This is a genomic window from Sphingomonas sp. FG14 (genome assembly GCF_057809675.1).
Window position 1 is genome coordinate 53,265 of the sequence record NZ_JBMDKK010000005.1, and the last position, 18,262, is coordinate 71,526.

12 protein-coding genes are annotated in these 18,262 nt (G+C 65.9%); 5 read left to right on the forward strand and 7 right to left on the reverse strand.

What is annotated here, in order from left to right:
- Window positions 1-6 precede the first annotated feature (6 nt).
- The 7 genes from kce to ACODTA_RS17080 all read right to left on the reverse strand — a co-directional run bounded on the left by kce (window position 7) and on the right by ACODTA_RS17080 (window position 10,164).
- Window positions 7-939, reverse strand: a complete 933-nt coding sequence (gene kce / locus ACODTA_RS17050) for a 3,5-dioxohexanoate:acetyl-CoA acetone transferase (protein WP_489067170.1) — start codon at window positions 937-939, stop codon at window positions 7-9.
- Between the two features lie 22 nt (window positions 940-961).
- Window positions 962-2,275 carry an MFS transporter gene (locus ACODTA_RS17055; protein WP_489067171.1) on the reverse strand — a complete coding sequence of 438 codons (1,314 nt, stop codon included), beginning with the start codon at window positions 2,273-2,275 and terminating at the stop codon, window positions 962-964.
- On the reverse strand, window positions 2,275-3,042 hold the full coding sequence (locus ACODTA_RS17060) for an SDR family NAD(P)-dependent oxidoreductase (protein ID WP_489067172.1): 768 nt from the start codon (window positions 3,040-3,042) through the stop codon (window positions 2,275-2,277). Before ACODTA_RS17060 ends, ACODTA_RS17055 begins: the two co-directional genes overlap by 1 nt.
- On the reverse strand, window positions 3,039-4,199 hold the full coding sequence (locus tag ACODTA_RS17065) for a serine hydrolase domain-containing protein (RefSeq protein WP_489067173.1): 1,161 nt from the start codon (window positions 4,197-4,199) through the stop codon (window positions 3,039-3,041). Before ACODTA_RS17065 ends, ACODTA_RS17060 begins: the two co-directional genes overlap by 4 nt.
- Window positions 4,200-4,201: 2 nt before the next feature.
- A complete protein-coding gene (locus tag ACODTA_RS17070) occupies window positions 4,202-6,334 on the reverse strand; it encodes a TonB-dependent receptor (protein WP_489067174.1) in 2,133 nt (710 codons plus the stop codon).
- 159 nt (window positions 6,335-6,493) lie between these two features.
- On the reverse strand, window positions 6,494-7,231 hold the full coding sequence (locus ACODTA_RS17075; RefSeq protein WP_489067175.1) for a GntR family transcriptional regulator: 738 nt from the start codon (window positions 7,229-7,231) through the stop codon (window positions 6,494-6,496).
- Between the two features lie 125 nt (window positions 7,232-7,356).
- Window positions 7,357-10,164: a M13 family metallopeptidase gene (locus tag ACODTA_RS17080; protein ID WP_489067176.1), complete on the reverse strand. Its 2,808-nt coding sequence runs from the start codon at window positions 10,162-10,164 to the stop codon at window positions 7,357-7,359.
- Between ACODTA_RS17080 and ACODTA_RS17085 the strand changes: the two genes are divergently transcribed.
- From ACODTA_RS17085 to ACODTA_RS17105, 5 genes are all read left to right on the forward strand, one after another.
- Window positions 10,045-10,905 (forward strand): RNA polymerase sigma factor, encoded by an 861-nt coding sequence (locus ACODTA_RS17085; protein WP_489067177.1) that lies wholly within the window; start codon window positions 10,045-10,047, stop codon window positions 10,903-10,905. The two genes, ACODTA_RS17080 and ACODTA_RS17085, sit on opposite strands and share 120 nt — an antisense overlap.
- Window positions 10,880-11,845: a FecR family protein gene (locus tag ACODTA_RS17090; protein ID WP_489067178.1), complete on the forward strand. Its 966-nt coding sequence runs from the start codon at window positions 10,880-10,882 to the stop codon at window positions 11,843-11,845. Before ACODTA_RS17085 ends, ACODTA_RS17090 begins: the two co-directional genes overlap by 26 nt.
- Window positions 11,846-11,959: 114 nt before the next feature.
- The gene (locus tag ACODTA_RS17095; RefSeq protein WP_489067179.1) at window positions 11,960-15,172 is read left to right on the forward strand and encodes a TonB-dependent receptor; all 3,213 of its coding nucleotides are present in this window, start codon (window positions 11,960-11,962) and stop codon (window positions 15,170-15,172) included.
- A gap of 10 nt (window positions 15,173-15,182) precedes the next feature.
- The gene (locus tag ACODTA_RS17100; RefSeq protein ID WP_489067180.1) at window positions 15,183-15,683 is read left to right on the forward strand and encodes a hypothetical protein; all 501 of its coding nucleotides are present in this window, start codon (window positions 15,183-15,185) and stop codon (window positions 15,681-15,683) included.
- The gene (locus tag ACODTA_RS17105; RefSeq protein ID WP_489067181.1) at window positions 15,680-18,160 is read left to right on the forward strand and encodes a prolyl oligopeptidase family serine peptidase; all 2,481 of its coding nucleotides are present in this window, start codon (window positions 15,680-15,682) and stop codon (window positions 18,158-18,160) included. Before ACODTA_RS17100 ends, ACODTA_RS17105 begins: the two co-directional genes overlap by 4 nt.
- The last annotated feature ends 102 nt before the right edge of the window (window positions 18,161-18,262 follow it).

The following is an 18,262-nucleotide window of genomic DNA, read 5'->3' on the forward strand; positions in this document are numbered from 1 at the left end:
GTTCCGTCAGAAGGCGACCGAGTCGCCGCCCTTGAGGCCGAGCATCTCGCGCGCCTCCGCGGGGCTTGCGATCTCGATGTCGAGCGAATCCAGGATGCCGCGGATCTTGCGGACCTGCTGGGCATTGCTGGTCGCGAGTTCGCCGCGTCCGATATAGAGGCTGTCCTCCAGCCCGACGCGGACGCTGCCGCCGACGAGCGCGCATTGCGTCAGGAACTTCATCTGCGGCCGGCCGACGGCGAAGCAGGACAGCATGTAATCGTCGCCGAACAGACGGTCCGCCGTCTGCTTGAACAGCATGAAATTCTCGAGATCGGCGCCGATCCCGCCAAGGATGCCGAAAATCCCCTGGATCAGGAACGGGGGCTTGATCAGTCCCAGATCCGCGAAATGCTTCACATTGTAGAGGTGGCCGATATCGTAGCATTCATATTCGAAGCGCGTGCCATGGCCCTGGCCAAGCTCGACCATGATCCGTTCGATCAGCGCGAAATTATGGTTCGCGGGAAAGCGCTTGGACCCGAGCATCAGCTCGCGTTCCCAATCGTGCTTCCAGTCGAACTTGTCGGCGAGCGGCCAGAATCCGAAGTTCATGGAGCCCATGTTGAGCGATGTCATTTCCGGGCTGGCGCGCAGTGGTCCGGCCAGCCGATCCTCCTCGCTGAAGCCGGGGGCACCGCCGGTGGTGATGTTCACCACGGCGTCGGTCGCCTGTTTGATGCGCGGCAGGAACTGCATGTAGAGTTCTGGATCGGGCGAAGGCCGTCCATCACGCGGATCGCGGGCATGCAGGTGCAGGATTGCCGCGCCCGCCTCGACCGCCTCGATCGATTGTTCGGCGATTTCATCAGGTGTGATCGGCAAATGCGGAGACATCGATGGCGTGTGGATCGATCCGGTGACGGCACAGGTGATGATTGCCTTGTTCGTTCGGCGCATGGGGCAGCTCCCTGTTTCGGGTTCAGTGGACGGCGTTGGCCGTGATGGTTCGTGCGAAAGGATTGCGGCTGGCGAGGGCGGCGAGGGTACCGATGATCGCGATCACGGACAGGATGATGACCAGCGCCGTCGCCAGGTGCAGCGGCCCGCCGAGCAGATCGGCGGTCAGCCCCACCAGCGGCGGCCCGCAGCCGATGCCGATCAAAGTGGTGCAGGCGAGGAATATGGCGGTGACGACGCCGCGCAGCCGGTCCGGGGTCAGCATCTGTACGCCCGCCAGGCTTGCCGGCGCCCCCAGCGTCATGAAGAAATTGAGCAGGCCGAGCAGGACGAGCGACATGGTGAAGTCCGTCGTCGATACGAAGGTGAGGAGCACAAGCATGCCGCCGATCAAGCTCGCGATCATCACCGGCGCGGCGGGCGAGGCGAAACGTCGGGCCTGGAAGATGTCGGTCAATATGCCGCCGCACAGATGGCCGAGCGGCGCACCGATCAGGATCACGCTGCCCACCGCCAGACCGGCCTGTGACGGCGTCAGCGCGAAGAAGCGGACATAATAGGACGGCGTCCAGGCACTGAACGACTGAACGACGAGCACGACCGAGGCGGCTGCCGCCATGTGAAGGACATAGGCCGCACGGTGCCGGCGCAGATAGGCGAAGGCCTCGGCCATGCCGGGGCGCACCGCCGTGGTTTCGGCGCGCTGCGGTTCGCGCACCGTCAGCAGCAGCGCCGCCAGTGCGATGCCCGGCAGCGCCATGAGCACGAACGTGCCCTGCCACGGCGCGAGCAGCCCGAGGCCGGGCATGTGCAGCCCGCCGGTGGCGACGAGCGCCGCCAGTAACGCGCCGCCGCCGACCAGCGCCATGCTCTTGCCCAGCGACGCGCCCGTCGTGAACAACGAAACCGCGCGGCCAAGCTGATGGCGGGGGAAATAGGCGGCGAGCAGCGACATCGCGGCGGGCACCAATGCCGCCTCGCCGAAGCCGACGCCGATCCGTGCCAGGAAAAGCGATCCGAACGAATTGGCGAGCCCGCACAAGGCTGTCGCCAGGCTCCAGATCAGGATGCCGGCGATGATCAGGTTACGGCGATTGACCCGGTCCGCCATCCGGCCCAGCGGCACGGCGGCGACCGTATAAAGGATGACGAAGCCAGTGCCTTGCAGCAGGCCGAGCTGCGCGTCGCTGACGCCCAGATCGGCCTTGAGCGGTTCCATCACCAGGCTCATCAGGAAACGATCCACGAACGACAGCAGATGCGCCGCCGCCATCAGCAGCGCGACATACCAGGCATAGCCGCTTGCCCGTATGGCGAGGGGCGCCTGTGTCGCCATCAGCCGATCGCCGCCGAAATGCCTTCATCGGCAAGCCAGGTCGCACCATGCACCGGACGCGCCTTTTCAGAGAGGAGGAACAGCACGATGCCCGCGATGTCGTCGACATTGCTGAAGGCGTTGCCGCTCGGCGTCATCCGCCGCATGCCTTCCGCCATGTCCGGGTTCGAACGGACATCGGCGTTCATCGGCGTGGCGGTGTTGCCGGGCGCCACCGCGTTGACCGCGATGCCGTGCGGCGCGAGTTCGGCCGCGAGCGAGCGGGTCATCATCGACACGGCGGCCTTGCTGGCGGTGTAGAGCGCGAAACCGTTGACGCCGATCTGCCCCGCGACCGAGGAGAGGGAGACGATGCGCCCGCCGCCGCGTTCGCGCATGCCGGGCACGACCGCCGAGATCGCGTTCCAGGGACCCTGGATATTGATGTCGAGCAAGCGCCCGGCATCGGTGGCGTCGGTCGCGCCCGCCGGCGTCGGGTAAAACACGCCTGCCGCGTTCACGAGCAGGTCGATGCCGCCAAGATCGCCTTCGACCTGCTCGACGAGTGCGCCAAGCGCCGCCGCGTCGCGAACATCGACCGCATAGGGTTTCGCCTTGCCGCCCCTGGCCTCGATATCGTCGACTACGGCCGCCGCCTTCTCGACCTTGCTGCTGGCGACGACGGCGACGCTGCCGCCCTCCGCCGCGATCATCTCCGCGACGCGCTGGCCGATGCCCGAGCTTCCGCCCGTGACGAGCGCGACCTTGCCGGTGAAGGCGCCGCTCATGCGTACACCGAGGCGGCAAGCGCCGCGCAGCGCTCGCCTAGGCCGCCGCCCGCGCACATCAGCGAAGGACTGTAGGAAAATGACATGCGGTTCTCCGGATCGGCGAAACCGAGCGCGCCGCCGGCGCCGGGATGGCCGAAAGCCAGTGGATTGGTGCCCATCGGCGACATATTGGGTTCGTTGAGGAAGAAGCCGTGCGCGTAGCGGAAGACGCGATCGGTCATCGCGCACTGGCCGAACCAGCTTTCCTCGCGCATGCGATCGATGGTCGCGGCGGACAGCAGGTGGACGCCGTCGAGCGATCCGCCACAGGCCAGCGCCGCATAGATGCGCGCGACCGCGCGCGCATTGCCATGGCCGTTGGTCGACGGCATCAATCCTTCGCGCATGCGCCGGTCATTATAGTGATCGGGCGATTGCGGACGCATGCGCCAGGCGCGACCCAGTTTCGTCGACGGATCGCGCGACTGGACGAAAGTATGACTCTCGGCCGATGGGATCATGTCGGCGACGCGATCGGAATCGGCGCCGCGCGTGCCATAGCCATAATCCGCGCCCAGCGGGTCGCAGACTTCCTGCGCCAGGAAGGTGTCGATCGGTCGGCCGGCGACGCGGCGGACGAGTTCGCCGAACAGATATCCGGCGGTCGAGGAATGATAGCCATGATCGGTGCCGGGTTCCCAGCAGGGTTCCTGCCGTTCCAGCGCACGGATCATCACGTCCCAGTCATAGCCCGCGCCATCGGGTGCATGATCGGCATAGAGCAGGCCCGCCTTGCCGGTGATCAGCGTGCGAACGGTGATGCCAGCCTTGCCTCCTTGCGCGAATTCGGGCCAGTAGCGGGCGACGGGCGCATCCATCTCGATCAGGCCGCGATCGACGAGCATCCACACGCAGAGCGCGGCCATGCCCTTGCCGACCGACATCATGCAGACGATCGTATCCTCGCGCCACGGGCGGGTGCGGGCGGGATCCGCCCAGCCGCCCCAGAGGTCGACGACCTTCCGGCCGTCGCGATAGACCGCGACGGCCGCGCCATGTTCTCCACGATCGCGGAAATTCGCCGCGAAGGTATCGGCGACAGCGCCGAAGGCGGGATCGAACACGCCATGGATCGGCATGTCGGAGTCCGCCTGGACAAGGGCGGGCGCGTTCATGATCAGTACTTCACGATCGCGCGCAGGCCATAGGTCCGCGGCTCACCGACGCGGCCGACGATCCCCGCCGCGAAGCTGGCTGTGCTGGTCACATAGGCCTTGTTGCCCAGATTGCGGCCAAAGGCGATGATCTGGAAACGGTCGCCGGGGAAATTATAGCCGATGCTGCCGTTGATCAGGCCGTAACCCGCCTGCTGGTCGAGCCCGGCGTTCAACGCCGTGAAATACTGGCGGGTGCGGTGGCTATATTCGGCGCGGCCGAAGACGGAGCCGTCGCCTACCGGCACATCGACCTGGCTGTAGAGCGTATAGGCCCATTTCGGTGACAGGTTCAGGTGGTTGCCCGATGCGTCGAACGCGATATTTCCGGGCTTCAGAGCGTTGGTGTAATTCTTGTAGACCGCGTCGAGATAGGCGAGGTTCGCGCCGATCTGCAGCCAGCTTGTCGGACGCAGTTCGCTTTCGATCTCGACGCCGTTGACGCGCGCGTCTGCGGCGTTGGTGATGTCGATCACGCCCGGCGTCAGGAACGACTGAACCTGCAGGTCCTTGTACGCATAATGGAAGACGCTGGCGTTGATGCGCAGGAGCCTGTCGAACAGATCCAGCTTGGCGCCCGCCTCGTAGCTCCACAAGGTCTCCGGATCGAAGCCCTGCGCCGGATTGACGCTCGAGAAGTTGAAGCCGCCCGACTTGAAGCCCTTGGTGGCCGAAGCGAACAGCAGCACGCCGCTCGTCGGGCGGTATTCGACCGCGATCTTCGGCGTCCACGCCTTGTAGATGCCGCGCGACGAGTAAAGGCGCGGATAGGTCGCGAGCGGCAGGCCGGTGGGCAGCGAGAAGTTCGTCGCGACCTGATCGAAATCCTTGCGTTCGCGGGTGTATCGGATACCGGCGGTGACCGAGAACTGGTCGGTAAGCGCATAGGTGCCCTGCGCGAACGCGGCGAGGGCGCTGGTCTGGATCGTCGGCGCGAAATTGGCGCGCACCGTCGGATAGGTGGTGACGCTCGAGTCCACCTTGATGTTCTCGCTGAAATAATAAAGCCCGGCGATATAGGTGAGGCCGCCGGTCTTGCCCGTCAGGTTCAGCTCCTGCGAGAATTGTCGCTGGCCCTCGAACTGATCGGTGCGGCGGGTGTTGACCGCCGTGCCGTCGGTGTCGCCCACCTGGATCAGCCGGTTCTCGCGATAGGCGGTGAGCGACTTGATCTGCATGTCCGGGCCGAGATCGTAATTGATCTCGCCGGCCAGGCCCCATTGCTGGCGATTCGAAGACGAGCGGATGTTCGTCGCGACCTTGCGATAATCGCCGATGATGCTGTTCGCGAGCGGATCGGTCGTCGTCTGCAGCATTTTCACATAGCCGGCCAGCGCGTCGTCCGATTTCAGATAATCGGCGCGCAGGATGATCTCCAGCGGTTCCGACGGCGTGAAGCGGAGCTGGCCGCGCGTGCCGTAGGTCTTTTCATTGTCGAGATCGCCGACGCCCGGCGCGATATTCTTGAGATAGCCGTCGCGGCGCGTGCCGATGACGGAGATCGACGCCGCGACCTTGTCGGTGACCAGCGGGCCGCTGACATAGGCCTCGCCGCGTAGAAGATCGTAATTGCCGTAGGTGAACTGAGCCTTGGCGGCGAAGTCGTTGCCGGGTTTGCGGCTGATCACGTTGATCGTGCCGCCTACCGAGTTGCGGCCGTAAAGCGTGCCCTGCGGACCGCGCAGCACCTCGATCCGTTCGACGTCGAGGAAATTGCTGAGATAGCTGGCAGGGCGCGCGAGATAGACGCCGTCGACATGGATTGTCGACGATGGGTCCGATCCGCCGAACACGTTGTTCGATCCGATGCCGCGGATATAGACTTGGGAGAAGGATGCGTTCTGCGTGACCTGCAGATTGGGGGTCATCGTCGTCAGGTCGCGCACATCCTTGACGCCGGTCGCTGCAAGCGTGGCGTCGCTGAAGGCGGTGATCGAAAGCGGCGTGTCCTGAAGGCGCGAAGCGCCCGTCTTGTTGGCGGTCACCACGATATCGCCGTCATCGAAGGTGTTCGGCGCGTCCGCTTCCTGCGCCATCGCCATGCTCGATGCAGTGAGCAGCAGCCCACCCTGCAGCACCCGAAGAAAGATCCCCATTGCTGTTCCTCCCGACCTTGGACCGCGCCCCTGTCGGGCGTCGGCTTGAGGGGAAGAGACCATGATTCGGGTCGCGATGCAACCTTATTGTCGACGATTCTTGCAATATCATGACGATTCAGCGGATTAAAATCCTGAAATCGTCGACAATCTTGCTCTTTATCCGGCTCCACGCAGCAGCGAGACGCACCAATCGCCGTGATAACGCATCACGGATTCGCCCGTGGCGGGGTCGCCGGCGAGCACGGCATCCGTCATCCGCTGATAGTTGCTGACATATTTTGGTGCATGGACCTCCAGGTCGATCGCCTGGACCAGGAAGCGATTCCAATATTCGATGTTCACCGCGCGCAGGACGAAATCGACATAGGGGCGCTCGGCGATGGCGTTCAGCAGATAGTGGAATTCGTTGAGCACCAGATAGAAGCCCACCTTGGGTGTGGTCTCCTCGCCGGCGCGGCGGATGGCGGCCATCGCGGCGATGACGCGCGCGGCATTGTCGCCTTCCTCGATGCGGAGCGCCGCGCCGCGTACGCCGACGGCGGCGACTGGGGCGCTGACTTCGTAGATGCCGATCAGGTCGTGCACCGTCAGCGGGCGCAGGATGGCGCCGCGATCGGGATGAAGCTCGACCAGGCCCTGGCCCGCCAGCACCGCCAGCGCCTCGCGCACCGGCGCGCGGCTGAGGCCCAGCCGCTGCGCGAGTTCGGATGCGATGATCCGGCTACCGGGCATCAGTTCGCCGGCATCCAGCGCTTCCATGATCGTCGCGTAGACGCTCTGGACGAGCGAGGTCTTCAAGCCGCCATCGGCGAGTTGCTTGGGCGTGCCGAATGGCTGGGCGCCCGCGCTGGCCGGCGCCTTGGATTTGCGTTTCGCACCTGGGCTGCGGCCCATCTCGATTTCTCCCCTTGCATCCGGCGGACGGGTGCAGACGATCGCTTCCGCCGGATGCGCGGTTTCACCCAGACGCCCGCCGATCACAATCTCTGTTTTGAAGCGCGTGAATCGTGGCGCCGGCCTCACCAGATCCGCACGCGATCTGCCGGCGCCAGATACAGCGCGTCGCCAGGCTTCACGCCGAACGCATCGTACCATGCATCGATATTGCGGACGACGCCGTTGACGCGGAATTGCTCGGCCGCGTGCGAATCGAGCAGGATGCGCAGCCGCGCGGTCTCGTCGCGCTGGCGCGATCGCCACAGTTGCGCGAAGGCATGGAAGAAGCGCTGCTCGCCGGTCAGCCCGTCGATCACCGGCGCGGGCTTGCCGCTCAGCGACATGCGGTACGCTTCCAGCGCGAGCACCGCGCCGCCGAGATCGGCGATATTCTCGGCCATGGTGAGTTCGCCGTTGAGCGGGAAGCCGGGCAGCGGTTCGTAGCGTGAATATTGTGCGCCCAGCTTCGTTGCCTCCGCACGGAAACGTGCGTCGTCCTGTGGTGTCCACCAGTCGCGCACTTCGCCCTTGGCATCGTAGCGGCGACCGATCGTATCGAATGCATGGCTCAGCTCATGGCCGATCACGGCACCGATCGCGGCATAATTGGCTGCTGGATCGGCGGCGGGGTCGAAGAAGGGCGGCTGCATCAGCGCGGCTGTGAACAGCACTTCGTTGCGGCTGCCATTATAGGTCGCATCGACCAGCGCCGGGGTGATCTGCCATTCGGAGCGATCGACGGGGCGGCCGAGCCGTACGACGCGCATGTCCCAGTCGAAGGCGCGGCCCCGCCGCAGATTGCCATAGGCGTCGCCGGCCACGACTTTCAGGCCCGCATAATCGCGCCATTGATCGGGATGGCCCACCTTGCGCAGCAGCCCGGCGATCTTGGCATGCGCCTCCTTCCGCGTCTCCGGGCCCATCCGGTCGAGCCGGTCGATCCGCGCGGCCGCCGCTTTCTCGAGATTGGTCAGCAATTGCGCCACGGCCTGGCGCGTGGCGGGCGGCAGATGGCGTTCGACATAGCGGCGGTTGAGCGTGTCGCTCATGTAGCGGTCGAGGGTCAGCACCGCCTGGCGCCAGCGTGTGGGCATCGCCGGCGTGCCCTGCAGCGCCTTGTCTCTGAATGCGAAGCGCGCCGCGCCGAACCGGGCCGGCAGGATCTCGGCGGCATTGTCGGCATGCGTAAAGACCTGCCATGCCTTGAGCGTCTCGATCGGCGTCCCTGCGAACGCGGCCGCCAGCCGGACGATCGCACTGTCCTGTGCGAGCACTATGGTGTCGACATCACGCAGCCCCGCAGCGGCTAGGAAGGGGCGCCAGGCAAAGCCGGGCGCCGCCGCTTCGAGCGCCGCCACCGTCATCGGATGATGGGTGCGTTCGGGATCGAGGCTGTCGGCGCGGCTCCAGCTCGCCTGGGCGATCTTGGTCTCGAGCGCGACCACCGCCTCCGCCGCGTGTTCGCTGTTCGCCCAGCCCGCAAGCTTCAGCATCGTCGCGACATAGGCCTGGAAGGCTTGGACATCGCCCTGATAGCGCGGATCGAGATAATAATCGCGATCGGGCAGGGACAATCCGCCCTGGAGCAACTGCACCGCATAACGATCGGGCTCGCGGGCATCGGCGCGAATGCGGAGCTGGAACAGCGATCCGGCGAAGCCGCGATTTGCCGATCCCATGATCGCGGCGAGCGCATCGTGATCGCGCGCGGCGCGGACCGCCTTCAGATCGGTGTCCAGCGCTGCGGTGCCGAGCGCCTCGATCCGCGCCTCGTCCATATAGGTGGCGTAGAAAAGGCCGAGCGCGTCGGGTTTGGTTGCCGACGCGGCCTCCGTCAGGATCGCGTTCTGGCGCTCGCGCGACAGATCGTCGAGAAGCGAGAACCAGTTCTGGCGCGGCCGGTCTGCCGGGATTTCCATCGCCGCCACCGCGCGGCCTTGTGCGAAGCGGTAGAAATCGTCGCCGGGGCGGACCGTCGGATCGCCGGCGCCGGGGGCCAGGCCCCAATCGCCATGCACAGGCGCCATCGCCAGGCGCCCGGCCTCGGCCGCGAGCGTATCGAAGGCGACCTGCTGCAATGCCCTGGCCTGGGCCGGCGATATGCCCAGTTCGGATGCTGCGATCTCCTTTTCGCCCAGCATGCGCGGATCCTTGCCCGTCACGCTGCCGAAGACGACCAGCGCCTCCAGATAATAGCCGTGCGTGCTGCCGTGATAATGATCATGGGCCCAGAGGTCGATCTTGCCGGCGTCGATCCCGTCATAGGGATTGGCATCGGCAACCCCGGCATCGATCGCACGTGTCCAGGCCTGGCCCACGGGAATGACGCCCTTGATCGCCGGCGTGCCGGCAGCGGCCAGATCATAGGCGCGGCGCACGACCATCGCCATCGCGCCGATCGGCTGGCCATACCAGCGCCCGTCCGGCTGATAGGTCTGGTCGGCGCGCGACCAGGTCGCGGTCAGCCGCACCTGCACCGCCGGATTATGGCGACGGAACAGATCGGTCAGCAGCCCCGCGTAAGTGACGGTCGAGCCGGCGTCACCCGGCTTCTTGCTGTCGAGCATGCTGAGGCCCTGCATCACCACATGATCCCAGCCCTTGCCGATCGTCGCGGCCTTCTGGGTCAGGTGGAAATCGAGCCCCTGGCTCGGCGCCGTCTCCAGGCTCACCTCGTAATCCAGCCCCGCCTGCCGTGTGAACATCTCGAAGAGCGCCGGTACGCCGCCGATCCGTTCGCCGTTCAGGTCGGTGACGGTCTCCGATCGATAATGCTGGACCGGCGAATAGGCACCATAGGTGAAGCTGTTGCCGATGAAGAGGATGGTTTCGGCCTGCGCTGGCGTCGCGCCGATCAGAGTGAAGCCGAAAAGCAATGCTTTGATATTCATCGATATTCCTGCCGATTTCTCGCGTGCGTCACGCGTGAGGCTGCTGCGCTGAAAAGTCGCGATCAAGGGCTGGAAAAATATATTCGTTTTGCCGAAGGAACTCGCTTCGCCGCTCGTCTGGGCTATGCGTGTCGACTGTTTGAGCGAAAGGAACGAAGCGCGATAATGGGGGGTCGGGATCAACGCCTCGTCGCCTGGGTATCGACCCAGGTGATGCCGCATGAGCCGGCGGTGCGCGCCTGGCTCAAGCGGTCGATGGTGTCGGCCGAAGATGCCGACGATCTGATCCAGGAGGCCTATGCCAATCTCGCCTCGCTCGACGCGTTCGAGCAGATCGCGCGGCCCGACGGCTATTTCTTCCAGATCGTCCGCAACCTGCTGACCACCCAGATCCGGCGCGCGCGCATCGTGCGGATCGAAAGCGTCGCGGAGATCGACACGCTCGTGGCCGGATCGGAGGACCCCTCGCCCGAGCGCGTGACCGGCGCCAGGCGCGAGCTGGAGATGGTGCAGCGGCTGATCGCGGGGCTCCCCGATCGCTGTCGCCGGATCTTCGAGATGCGCAAGATCGAGGGCCTCTCCCAGCGCGAGATCGCGGAGCGGCTGAAAGTGACGGAAAGCATTGTGGAGAATGACGGGGTCAAGGGCATGCGCCTGATCATGCAGGCGATGCGCGCGACGGGCGAACCCGCATTCACCGGAAAGAAAGCGAATGATGAGCGACCGGCAAAGCGCAGCTGAGATAGAGGAGCAGGCGGTGCGCTGGGTCTGGCGCATCGATGCCGAAGGGCGCACGCCCGCCGTGCAGGCGGAGCTGAACGGCTGGCTTGCGGGTGACGTCCGTCGGCGTGGCGCGCTGCTCCAGGCGGAGGCGACCTGGCTGTTGCTCGATCGTGGCAGTCAGTTGCAGGTGAGCGAGCCCGAACCCGTCGAAGTCGACCGCCGGCGCTGGTTCACGCCTCGCCGCGCGATGTTCGGCGGCGCCGGCGCGCTGGCGGCGTCGCTTGCCGCCGCCTTCCTGCTGATGCAGCCCGATGCGCGGTACGACACGGCTGTCGGGGAGATCCGGCGCGTGCCGCTGGCCGATGGATCGGCCGCCGTGATCAACACGGCGAGCGCCGTCGATTTCGACGCGCGGCGCGATCGCCGCGTCGTCCGCCTGGCGCAGGGCGAGGCCTGGTTCCAGGTCGCCAAGGACAAGCAGCGGCCCTTCGTCGTCGAAGCAGGAGATGTGCGCGTGCGTGCCGTCGGCACCGCCTTTTCGGTGCGGCGGCGCGACGGGGGCGCCGATGTGCTGGTGACGGAGGGCGTGGTCGAAACCTGGGTGGCTGGAGCGGAGGGGCATCGCGTCCGCGTCGGTGCGGGCGCGCGCGCCTTCGTCGCCGACAATGCCGCGATCACCAGCCGGTTTTCCGCTCCGTCGGAGATCGATCGCGCACTGGCGTGGCGCAACGGCAAGATCGACCTGAGCGGCGAGACGCTCGACTGGGCCGCCGCAGAGTTCAATCGCTATAATGCCCGCGAACGCATCGTCGTCGACCGTTCCATCGCAGGGGAAAGGCTGTTCGGCATTTTTCGCACCGACGATCCGGAGGGATTCGCCTCGGCCGTCCGCATGAGCCTGGGCGCGCGGATCGCGCGCGATGCCGAAGGCCAAATCACGATTTCCGCCGGAAAATGAGCACGTGACGGGTACGCGAAAGAAAAAAGACGCGTTGGTGAAAAGGAAATGCGCAGGCCCCGCGTCTTTACCGGTCGAGGCGTGACAACGCCGCTGAATCGAAGGGGGGTTTCAATGTCGTTCCGGTCCATCCAGCTTCACGGACTGTCCGCCGCCGCCGTCGTCGCGTCGATCGTGGTTGCGCCGCCGGCCGCCGCGCAGGCCAAGCGTTTCGATCTCGCCGCGCAACCGGCGGCCACCGGGGTCGCCGCCTTCGCGCGCCAGGCCGATGTGCAGGTGCTGATCTCCGCGGGTGACGCACGCGGCCGCCGCACCAACTCCGTGCGCGGCGCGATGACCGTTCCCCAGGCGCTCGACCAGTTGCTGCGCGGCACCGGCCTGGTCGCGCGCATGACGGGCGCACAGACCTATAGCGTCGTGGCTGCCGCTCAGGTCGTCGCCGTCGAAGCTCCGGTGGACGAAGCGGAGGAAGCCGATCCGATCCTCGTCACCGGATCGCGCATCCGCACCGCCGCCAATGACGCGCCGGCGCCGGTCTCCGTCGTCCCGGCCACCGAGATCCTCGGCAAGACCGGCCGGACCGCGCTGGGCGACGAACTCAACGAACTGCCGCAATTCCGCTCCACCTTGTCGCAGGCGTCGTCGACGGGCAACCAGCCGCCGAGCCAGGTCGGCCTCAACCAGCTCGATCTTCGCGGCCTCGGCACCTCGCGTACGCTGGTCCTCCAGAACGGTCGCCGCCATGTCGCCGGTTCGCAGGTGGTTTCGCAGCCCGACGTCAACGCCATTCCCGTCGAACTGCTCGACCATGTCGAGATCCTGACGGGCGGCGCATCGGCGGTTTATGGCGCGGACGCCATCGCCGGCGTCGTCAATTTCGTGCTCAAGGACGATTTCGAAGGGCTGGCGGCGCGCGCGCAGGGTGGCATCAGCGCGCGCGGCGACGCCGGCGCCTATATGGGCTCGATTACCGCCGGCACCAATTTCGGCGGCGGGCGCGGCAATATCGCCGCCAGCGTCGCCTATGCCCGCCGCAACCAGCTTCGCTACGATGCGCGTGAATTTTCGGCGAACCAGGCGAGCTTCGTGCCCAATGTGCTCGATACCGATCGCACGCGCCCGGCGGGCTCTGCGCCCGACGGCATTCCCGATCAGATCCTGATCACCAAACTGCGCCTGCTCGCCACCTCCAATGGCGGTACCATCGTGCGCAGCACCGCGACCAATCCGCCGGGCATCTATCGCTTCGCGCCGGACGGCAGCCTGAACCTCGCGAATTTCGGCAACGGCCATTTCCTGCCGCTCGCGCCGGTCAGCGATGGTGGCGACGGGCTCAACTCGATCGGCACCAGCACGCTGCTGCCCGACAACGAGCGTTTCTCGGTCAATCTGGTCGGCCATTACGACCTGTCGGATTCGCTGCGCTTCTTCATCGAGGGAAAGGGCGTCTGGCAGAATGCCAGCACCTGGGGGCAGGGAACCTCGAGCAGCCTGACGCTCTCCACCGCCAATCCGTTCCTGACACAGCAGGCGCAGGCGATGCTGGCAACGCTGATTCCTGGCGGCGGCACTTTCGCGATGAACCGGGTCAACGACGATCTTGGCGTGCAGGGTGAGCGCACCAAGCGGACGACCTTGCGCGGCGTCGCCGGATTGAAGGGCGATCTCTCCGATCGCTGGAGTTTCGAGCTCTCCTATAATTACGGCCGGACGGAAGTGACGTCCGATTTCTTCAACAGCATCTATCCCGCGCGCATGGCGCTGGCTGCTGATGCGGTGCGTGATACCGCCGGCGTGCTCGGCACGCGCGACGCGATCGTCTGCCGCGCCCGGCTTCAGGCGGGCGGCGTGCCGACGGGCAATGCCGCGATCGATACCTGCGTCGCCGCCAATGTGTTCGGCAACGGCTCGATCGACGCGGCGGCGCGCAAATATCTGACCGTCGATACGCGCGCGACCGGCCTGCTCCAGCAGCATGTCGTCGGCGGCTTCGTCACCGGCGATACCGATGGCTTTTTCCGTTTGCCAGGTGGCCCGGTCAAGCTGGTGGCGGGTTTCGAATATCGTGACGAAAGCACGCGCTATTCGCCCGATCCACGCGACCTGGCGGGCCAGACCAGCTTCACCGGCTTCCAGCCGATCAAGGGTTCGCTCGATGTGATCGAGGGTTATGGCGAAGTGAAGCTGCCACTGCTCGCCGACATGCCCGGCGCGCGCCTGCTCGAACTGAGCGGCGCGGTGCGCGTCGCCAAATACAGCCTGGCCGGCGTCAACACCGAAGTCTCGTGGGGCGGCGGCGCTGTCTACGAACCGATCGAAGGGCTGCGCTTCCGCGGATCCTATCAGCGCGCCGCGCGTGCGCCCAACCTCGCCGAACTGTTCCAGCCGACGGTGGGCACGCGCTTCAGCGTGTTCGATCCCTGCTCGGTCGGCAACGTCAACCAGGGTACGACGACACGCGCCAACAATTGCCTCGCGCTTGGCATTCCCGCCGGCTTCGTCGCCGGCACGATCGGCTCGACGGTTCCGGGCTCGACGGGCGGCAATCCCAATCTCGACGTCGAAAAGGGCACGACCTGGACGCTCGGCATGGTGCTCACCCCGCGTTTCCTGCCGGGCTTCTCGCTCACCGTCGATTATTACAACATCAAGCTGACCGACGCGATCACCTCGATCCCGGTCAACACGATCATCAACCAGTGCGTCGATTCACCGACGATCGCCAATGTGTTCTGCCCGCTGATCACGCGTGATCCGACGACGCACGAGATCACCGACATCGCGCAGCGCGCGGTCAACCTGACCAAGCTGACCGCGTCGGGTGTGGATGTGGAAGCGCGCTATGGCTTCCCCGTCGGGCCGGTGCGCGTCGATCTTCGCGCGGTGGGCAGCTATGTGATCGATCGCGACGATTATCTGTCGCCCACCCAGCCCGATTTCCCCACCCAGCAGGTGGAAACGGTTTCGCGCCCGCGCATCGCGGCGAATCTGGGCACGACGCTGACTTATGGCGCGTTCAGCCTCGATCATGATCTGCGCTATTTCTCCAGCCAGTATCGCGGGCCGGTCGCGAATTTCAAAAGCGTCGGCGGCCAGCCCGCGCTCAACCCGGATTCGCTGCCGCCCGAATATCGCAAGACCGGCAGCCGCTTCGTTCATGACGTGCGCATGGGCGCGATGATCAACGAGCGCAGCGAATTCTATATCGGCATCGACAATCTGTTCGACAGCAAGCCGCCGCTCGGCATCTACGGCGCGGGCTTCGGCGGGGCGAACTTCGATAATGTCGGCCGCTTCTTCTATTCCGGCGTCTCGCTGAAATTCTGAAGGAAGACCGATGCGATTGTCGATGATCGTGGCGGCGGCGCTTTTCATGGCGCCGTCCGCAGCCCTTGCTTTTGACTCGAGCTGGACGGGCACATGGCGCGGCGTGCTCGAGAATCTGCCCGGCAAGCCTGACGCCGAACGGATCGACGTGATCTTCGAAGCGGGCGAGCTGCCCGAGCGCGAAGGCGAATGCGCGACCTGGCGCACGCGCTATCTCCACGGATCGGCGCTGCGCCACCTCAAGGACTATCGGCTTTGCCGGCTTGCGGGCGAGGGCGAATATACCGTCGACGAGGGTGACGGCATCAAGCTGCCGACCCGGCTGCTCGGCGACACGCTCTATTCGATCTTCAAGTTCGACGACCATCTCCTCACCGTGATCACCCGCAAGCGCGGCGACCGGCTGGAGCAGGAGATCATCTCTGCGGACGATCAGCCGGCAAGCAAGGGCGTCGTCACGCTGCATCCCCGCTCGATCCAGCGCATGACGCTCAGCCGGGCCGAGCCATGAGGGCGATGCGCGCGTTCGTGGCCGTGGCGGCGATGCTGCTTTCGGCCGCGGCGCCCGCCCAAGACGACGACCCTTATCTCTGGCTCGAAGAGACGCAGGGCCAGCGCGCGCTCGACTGGGTCGCGGCGCAGAATGCGCGGTCGCGCACCGCGCTCGAAGCGGGCAAGGCTTTCGATCGCCACAGGCAGGAAGCGGCGACGATCCTCAACGATCGCAACCGGCTGGCGATGCCGCGTGCGGCCGGTGCCGATATCGTCAATTTCTGGCAGGACGCGACCAATGTGCGCGGCCTTTGGCGTGCCGCCGAACGGCGCGGCTTCATCGCCGGCGCGCCACAATGGCGGACGCTGATCGACCTCGACGCATTGGCCGCGCGCGAAAAGCGCAACTGGGTCTGGCGCGGCGCGACCTGCCTCGCGCCCGAGCATCGCCGCTGCATGGTCGCGCTCTCCGATGGCGGCAAGGATGCCGTCACCTGGCGCGAGTTCGATCGGGTCGAGGCGCGCTTCGTCGATGGCGGCTTCGTCACCCATGAAGCCAAGACCGATCTGGTCTGGCAGGATGAAGACCACTTGCTGCTGGTTTCCGATTTCGGGGCGGGCACGCTCAACAGTTCGGGCTATGGCCGCCAGCTTCGGCGCTGGACGCGGGGCGCGGCGTTGGCCGATGCGGCTTTGCTCTACGAAGCGCCGGCGACCGATGTCTGGCTGCGGCCGATCGTCGAGCGCGACGGTGCGGCGACGCATGTCCTGATCCTGCGTAACCGCACGACCTGGGATGCGGAACTGCTCCATCTGAAGCCGGACGGGCGCACCGCGCGTGCGCCGCTTCCAGAGGATGCGACCTATCAGGCGATGATCGGCGATCGCGTGATCGCCCGGCTGCAATCGCCGCTGCGCGTTTCCGGGCGGGATCTGCCCGCTGGTGCCCTGGTCGCCTGGCGGCTGTCCGCCGCCGCGCCGGCGCTGGAACCGGTCTATGTGCCTGCCGCCGGGGAATCGATCGTCTCGGTCGCTGCGACACGGTCGACGCTGTATGTCGGGCTCCTCCACAATGTCGCGGCCCGGCTGGTCGCGCTGCGCGGCGGTGCGGCCGGCTGGCGGGCGAAGTCGGTTCCGGTGGCGCCCGATAGCGCGCTCGCCTTGGCCGATGCCGATCGCGATGGCGATACGCTCTTCTATGTCGTTCAGGGTATGACCCGGCCGGAGACGCTGTATGCGCTGGCCGACGTTGGCGCGCCCGTTCGCATCGCGTCCGTGCCGCCGCGCTTTGATGCGGCACGCTATGCGGTGTCGCAGCATTGGGCGATCTCGCGCGACGGCATGCGCGTCCCCTATTTTCTCGTCAAACCCAGGGACGCGACCGGGCCGCTGCCGACATTGATCCATGCCTATGGCGGCTTCCGCCAGCCGAGTCTGCCCACCTATCTTTCGGCGATGGCCCAGCTCTGGGTGGAGGCGGGCAATGCCTATGTCATCGCCAATGTCCGCGGCGGCGGCGAATTCGGCCCCGCCTGGCATGCCGCCGCGATCGGCCCCGGCCGGCAGAAATCCTATGACGATGTTCATGCCGTGGCGGAGGGGTTGCGCGGCTCACAGGCCGCGTCGCGGGTCGGCATCTATGGCGGGTCCAATGGCGGGCTGCTCGCCGGCGCCGTGTTCCTCCAGCGCCCCGGCCTGTACGATGCGGTGGTGATGAGCGCGCCGCTCACCGATATGAAGCGCTACAGCAAATTGCTCGCCGGCGCGTCATGGATGGCCGAATATGGCGATCCCGATCGCGCCGAGGACTGGGGCTGGCTGCGGCGCTATTCGCCCTATCACAATATCCGGCGCGACCTCGTTTATCCCAGGCCGCTGATCCTGACATCGACCAAGGACGACCGCGTCCATCCCGCCCATGCCCGCAAGTTCGCGGCGCGGCTGGAGGAACAGGGCCATGCCTTCTACTATTACGAGAATGTCGATGGCGGCCATTCGGGCACAGCCAATCGCAACGAGCAGGCATATCGCACCGCGCTGATCCTGAGCTATCTCGATCGCGAACTCGGCCGCAAGCCGGCACCGTCGGGCCCCGCATTGGACGGCAATGCGCTCTACGCGCAGCAAGCCTATCTGACCGGCCTGACCTCGGCGGATTGGCGGACGACGCCGAGCGGCCTGCGCTACCGGGTGACGCGCGCCGCCTCCACCGATGCGCCGCGCCCGCTGCCCACCGATTGCGTGACCGTCAATTACGAGGGGCACTTCATCGACGGCCGCATCTTCGACAGCAGTTACAAGCGCGGCGAACCCGCGACCTTCCCGGTCGCCGGCGTCGTGCGTGGCTGGCGAGAGGCATTGCCGATGATGCGCGTCGGCGAAGAATGGGAAATCGCGCTGCCCGCCTATCTCGGCTATGGTTTTGCCGGGCGCGGCGAAATCCCCGGTGGCGCGACGCTGATCTTCAGGATCGAACTGCTCGCCATCACGAAATAGGCTAAAGTCGAAGCGTTCTCCTTCGGCACTTGATTTGAAGGAAAGGGCAGGGCTTCGACCCGAACGGCTTGTTGGGGCATCGCCAACGTACCTCGAAATCCC

Bases quoted from the DNA above. Each gene is read 5' to 3' on its own strand.
- kce (WP_489067170.1), bottom strand. From the start codon at position 939: ATGCGCCGAACGAACAAGGCAATCATCACCTGTGCCGTCACCGGATCG.
- ACODTA_RS17055 (WP_489067171.1), bottom strand. From the start codon at position 2,275: ATGGCGACACAGGCGCCCCTCGCCATACGGGCAAGCGGCTATGCCTGG.
- ACODTA_RS17060 (WP_489067172.1), bottom strand. From the start codon at position 3,042: ATGAGCGGCGCCTTCACCGGCAAGGTCGCGCTCGTCACGGGCGGAAGC.
- ACODTA_RS17065 (WP_489067173.1), bottom strand. From the start codon at position 4,199: ATGAACGCGCCCGCCCTTGTCCAGGCGGACTCCGACATGCCGATCCAT.
- ACODTA_RS17070 (WP_489067174.1), bottom strand. From the start codon at position 6,334: ATGGGGATCTTTCTTCGGGTGCTGCAGGGTGGGCTGCTGCTCACTGCA.
- ACODTA_RS17075 (WP_489067175.1), bottom strand. From the start codon at position 7,231: ATGGGCCGCAGCCCAGGTGCGAAACGCAAATCCAAGGCGCCGGCCAGC.
- ACODTA_RS17085 (WP_489067177.1), top strand. From the start codon at position 10,045: ATGCTGGACCGGCGAATAGGCACCATAGGTGAAGCTGTTGCCGATGAA.
- ACODTA_RS17080 (WP_489067176.1), bottom strand. From the start codon at position 10,164: ATGAATATCAAAGCATTGCTTTTCGGCTTCACTCTGATCGGCGCGACG.
- ACODTA_RS17090 (WP_489067178.1), top strand. From the start codon at position 10,880: ATGAGCGACCGGCAAAGCGCAGCTGAGATAGAGGAGCAGGCGGTGCGC.
- ACODTA_RS17095 (WP_489067179.1), top strand. From the start codon at position 11,960: ATGTCGTTCCGGTCCATCCAGCTTCACGGACTGTCCGCCGCCGCCGTC.
- ACODTA_RS17100 (WP_489067180.1), top strand. From the start codon at position 15,183: ATGCGATTGTCGATGATCGTGGCGGCGGCGCTTTTCATGGCGCCGTCC.
- ACODTA_RS17105 (WP_489067181.1), top strand. From the start codon at position 15,680: ATGAGGGCGATGCGCGCGTTCGTGGCCGTGGCGGCGATGCTGCTTTCG.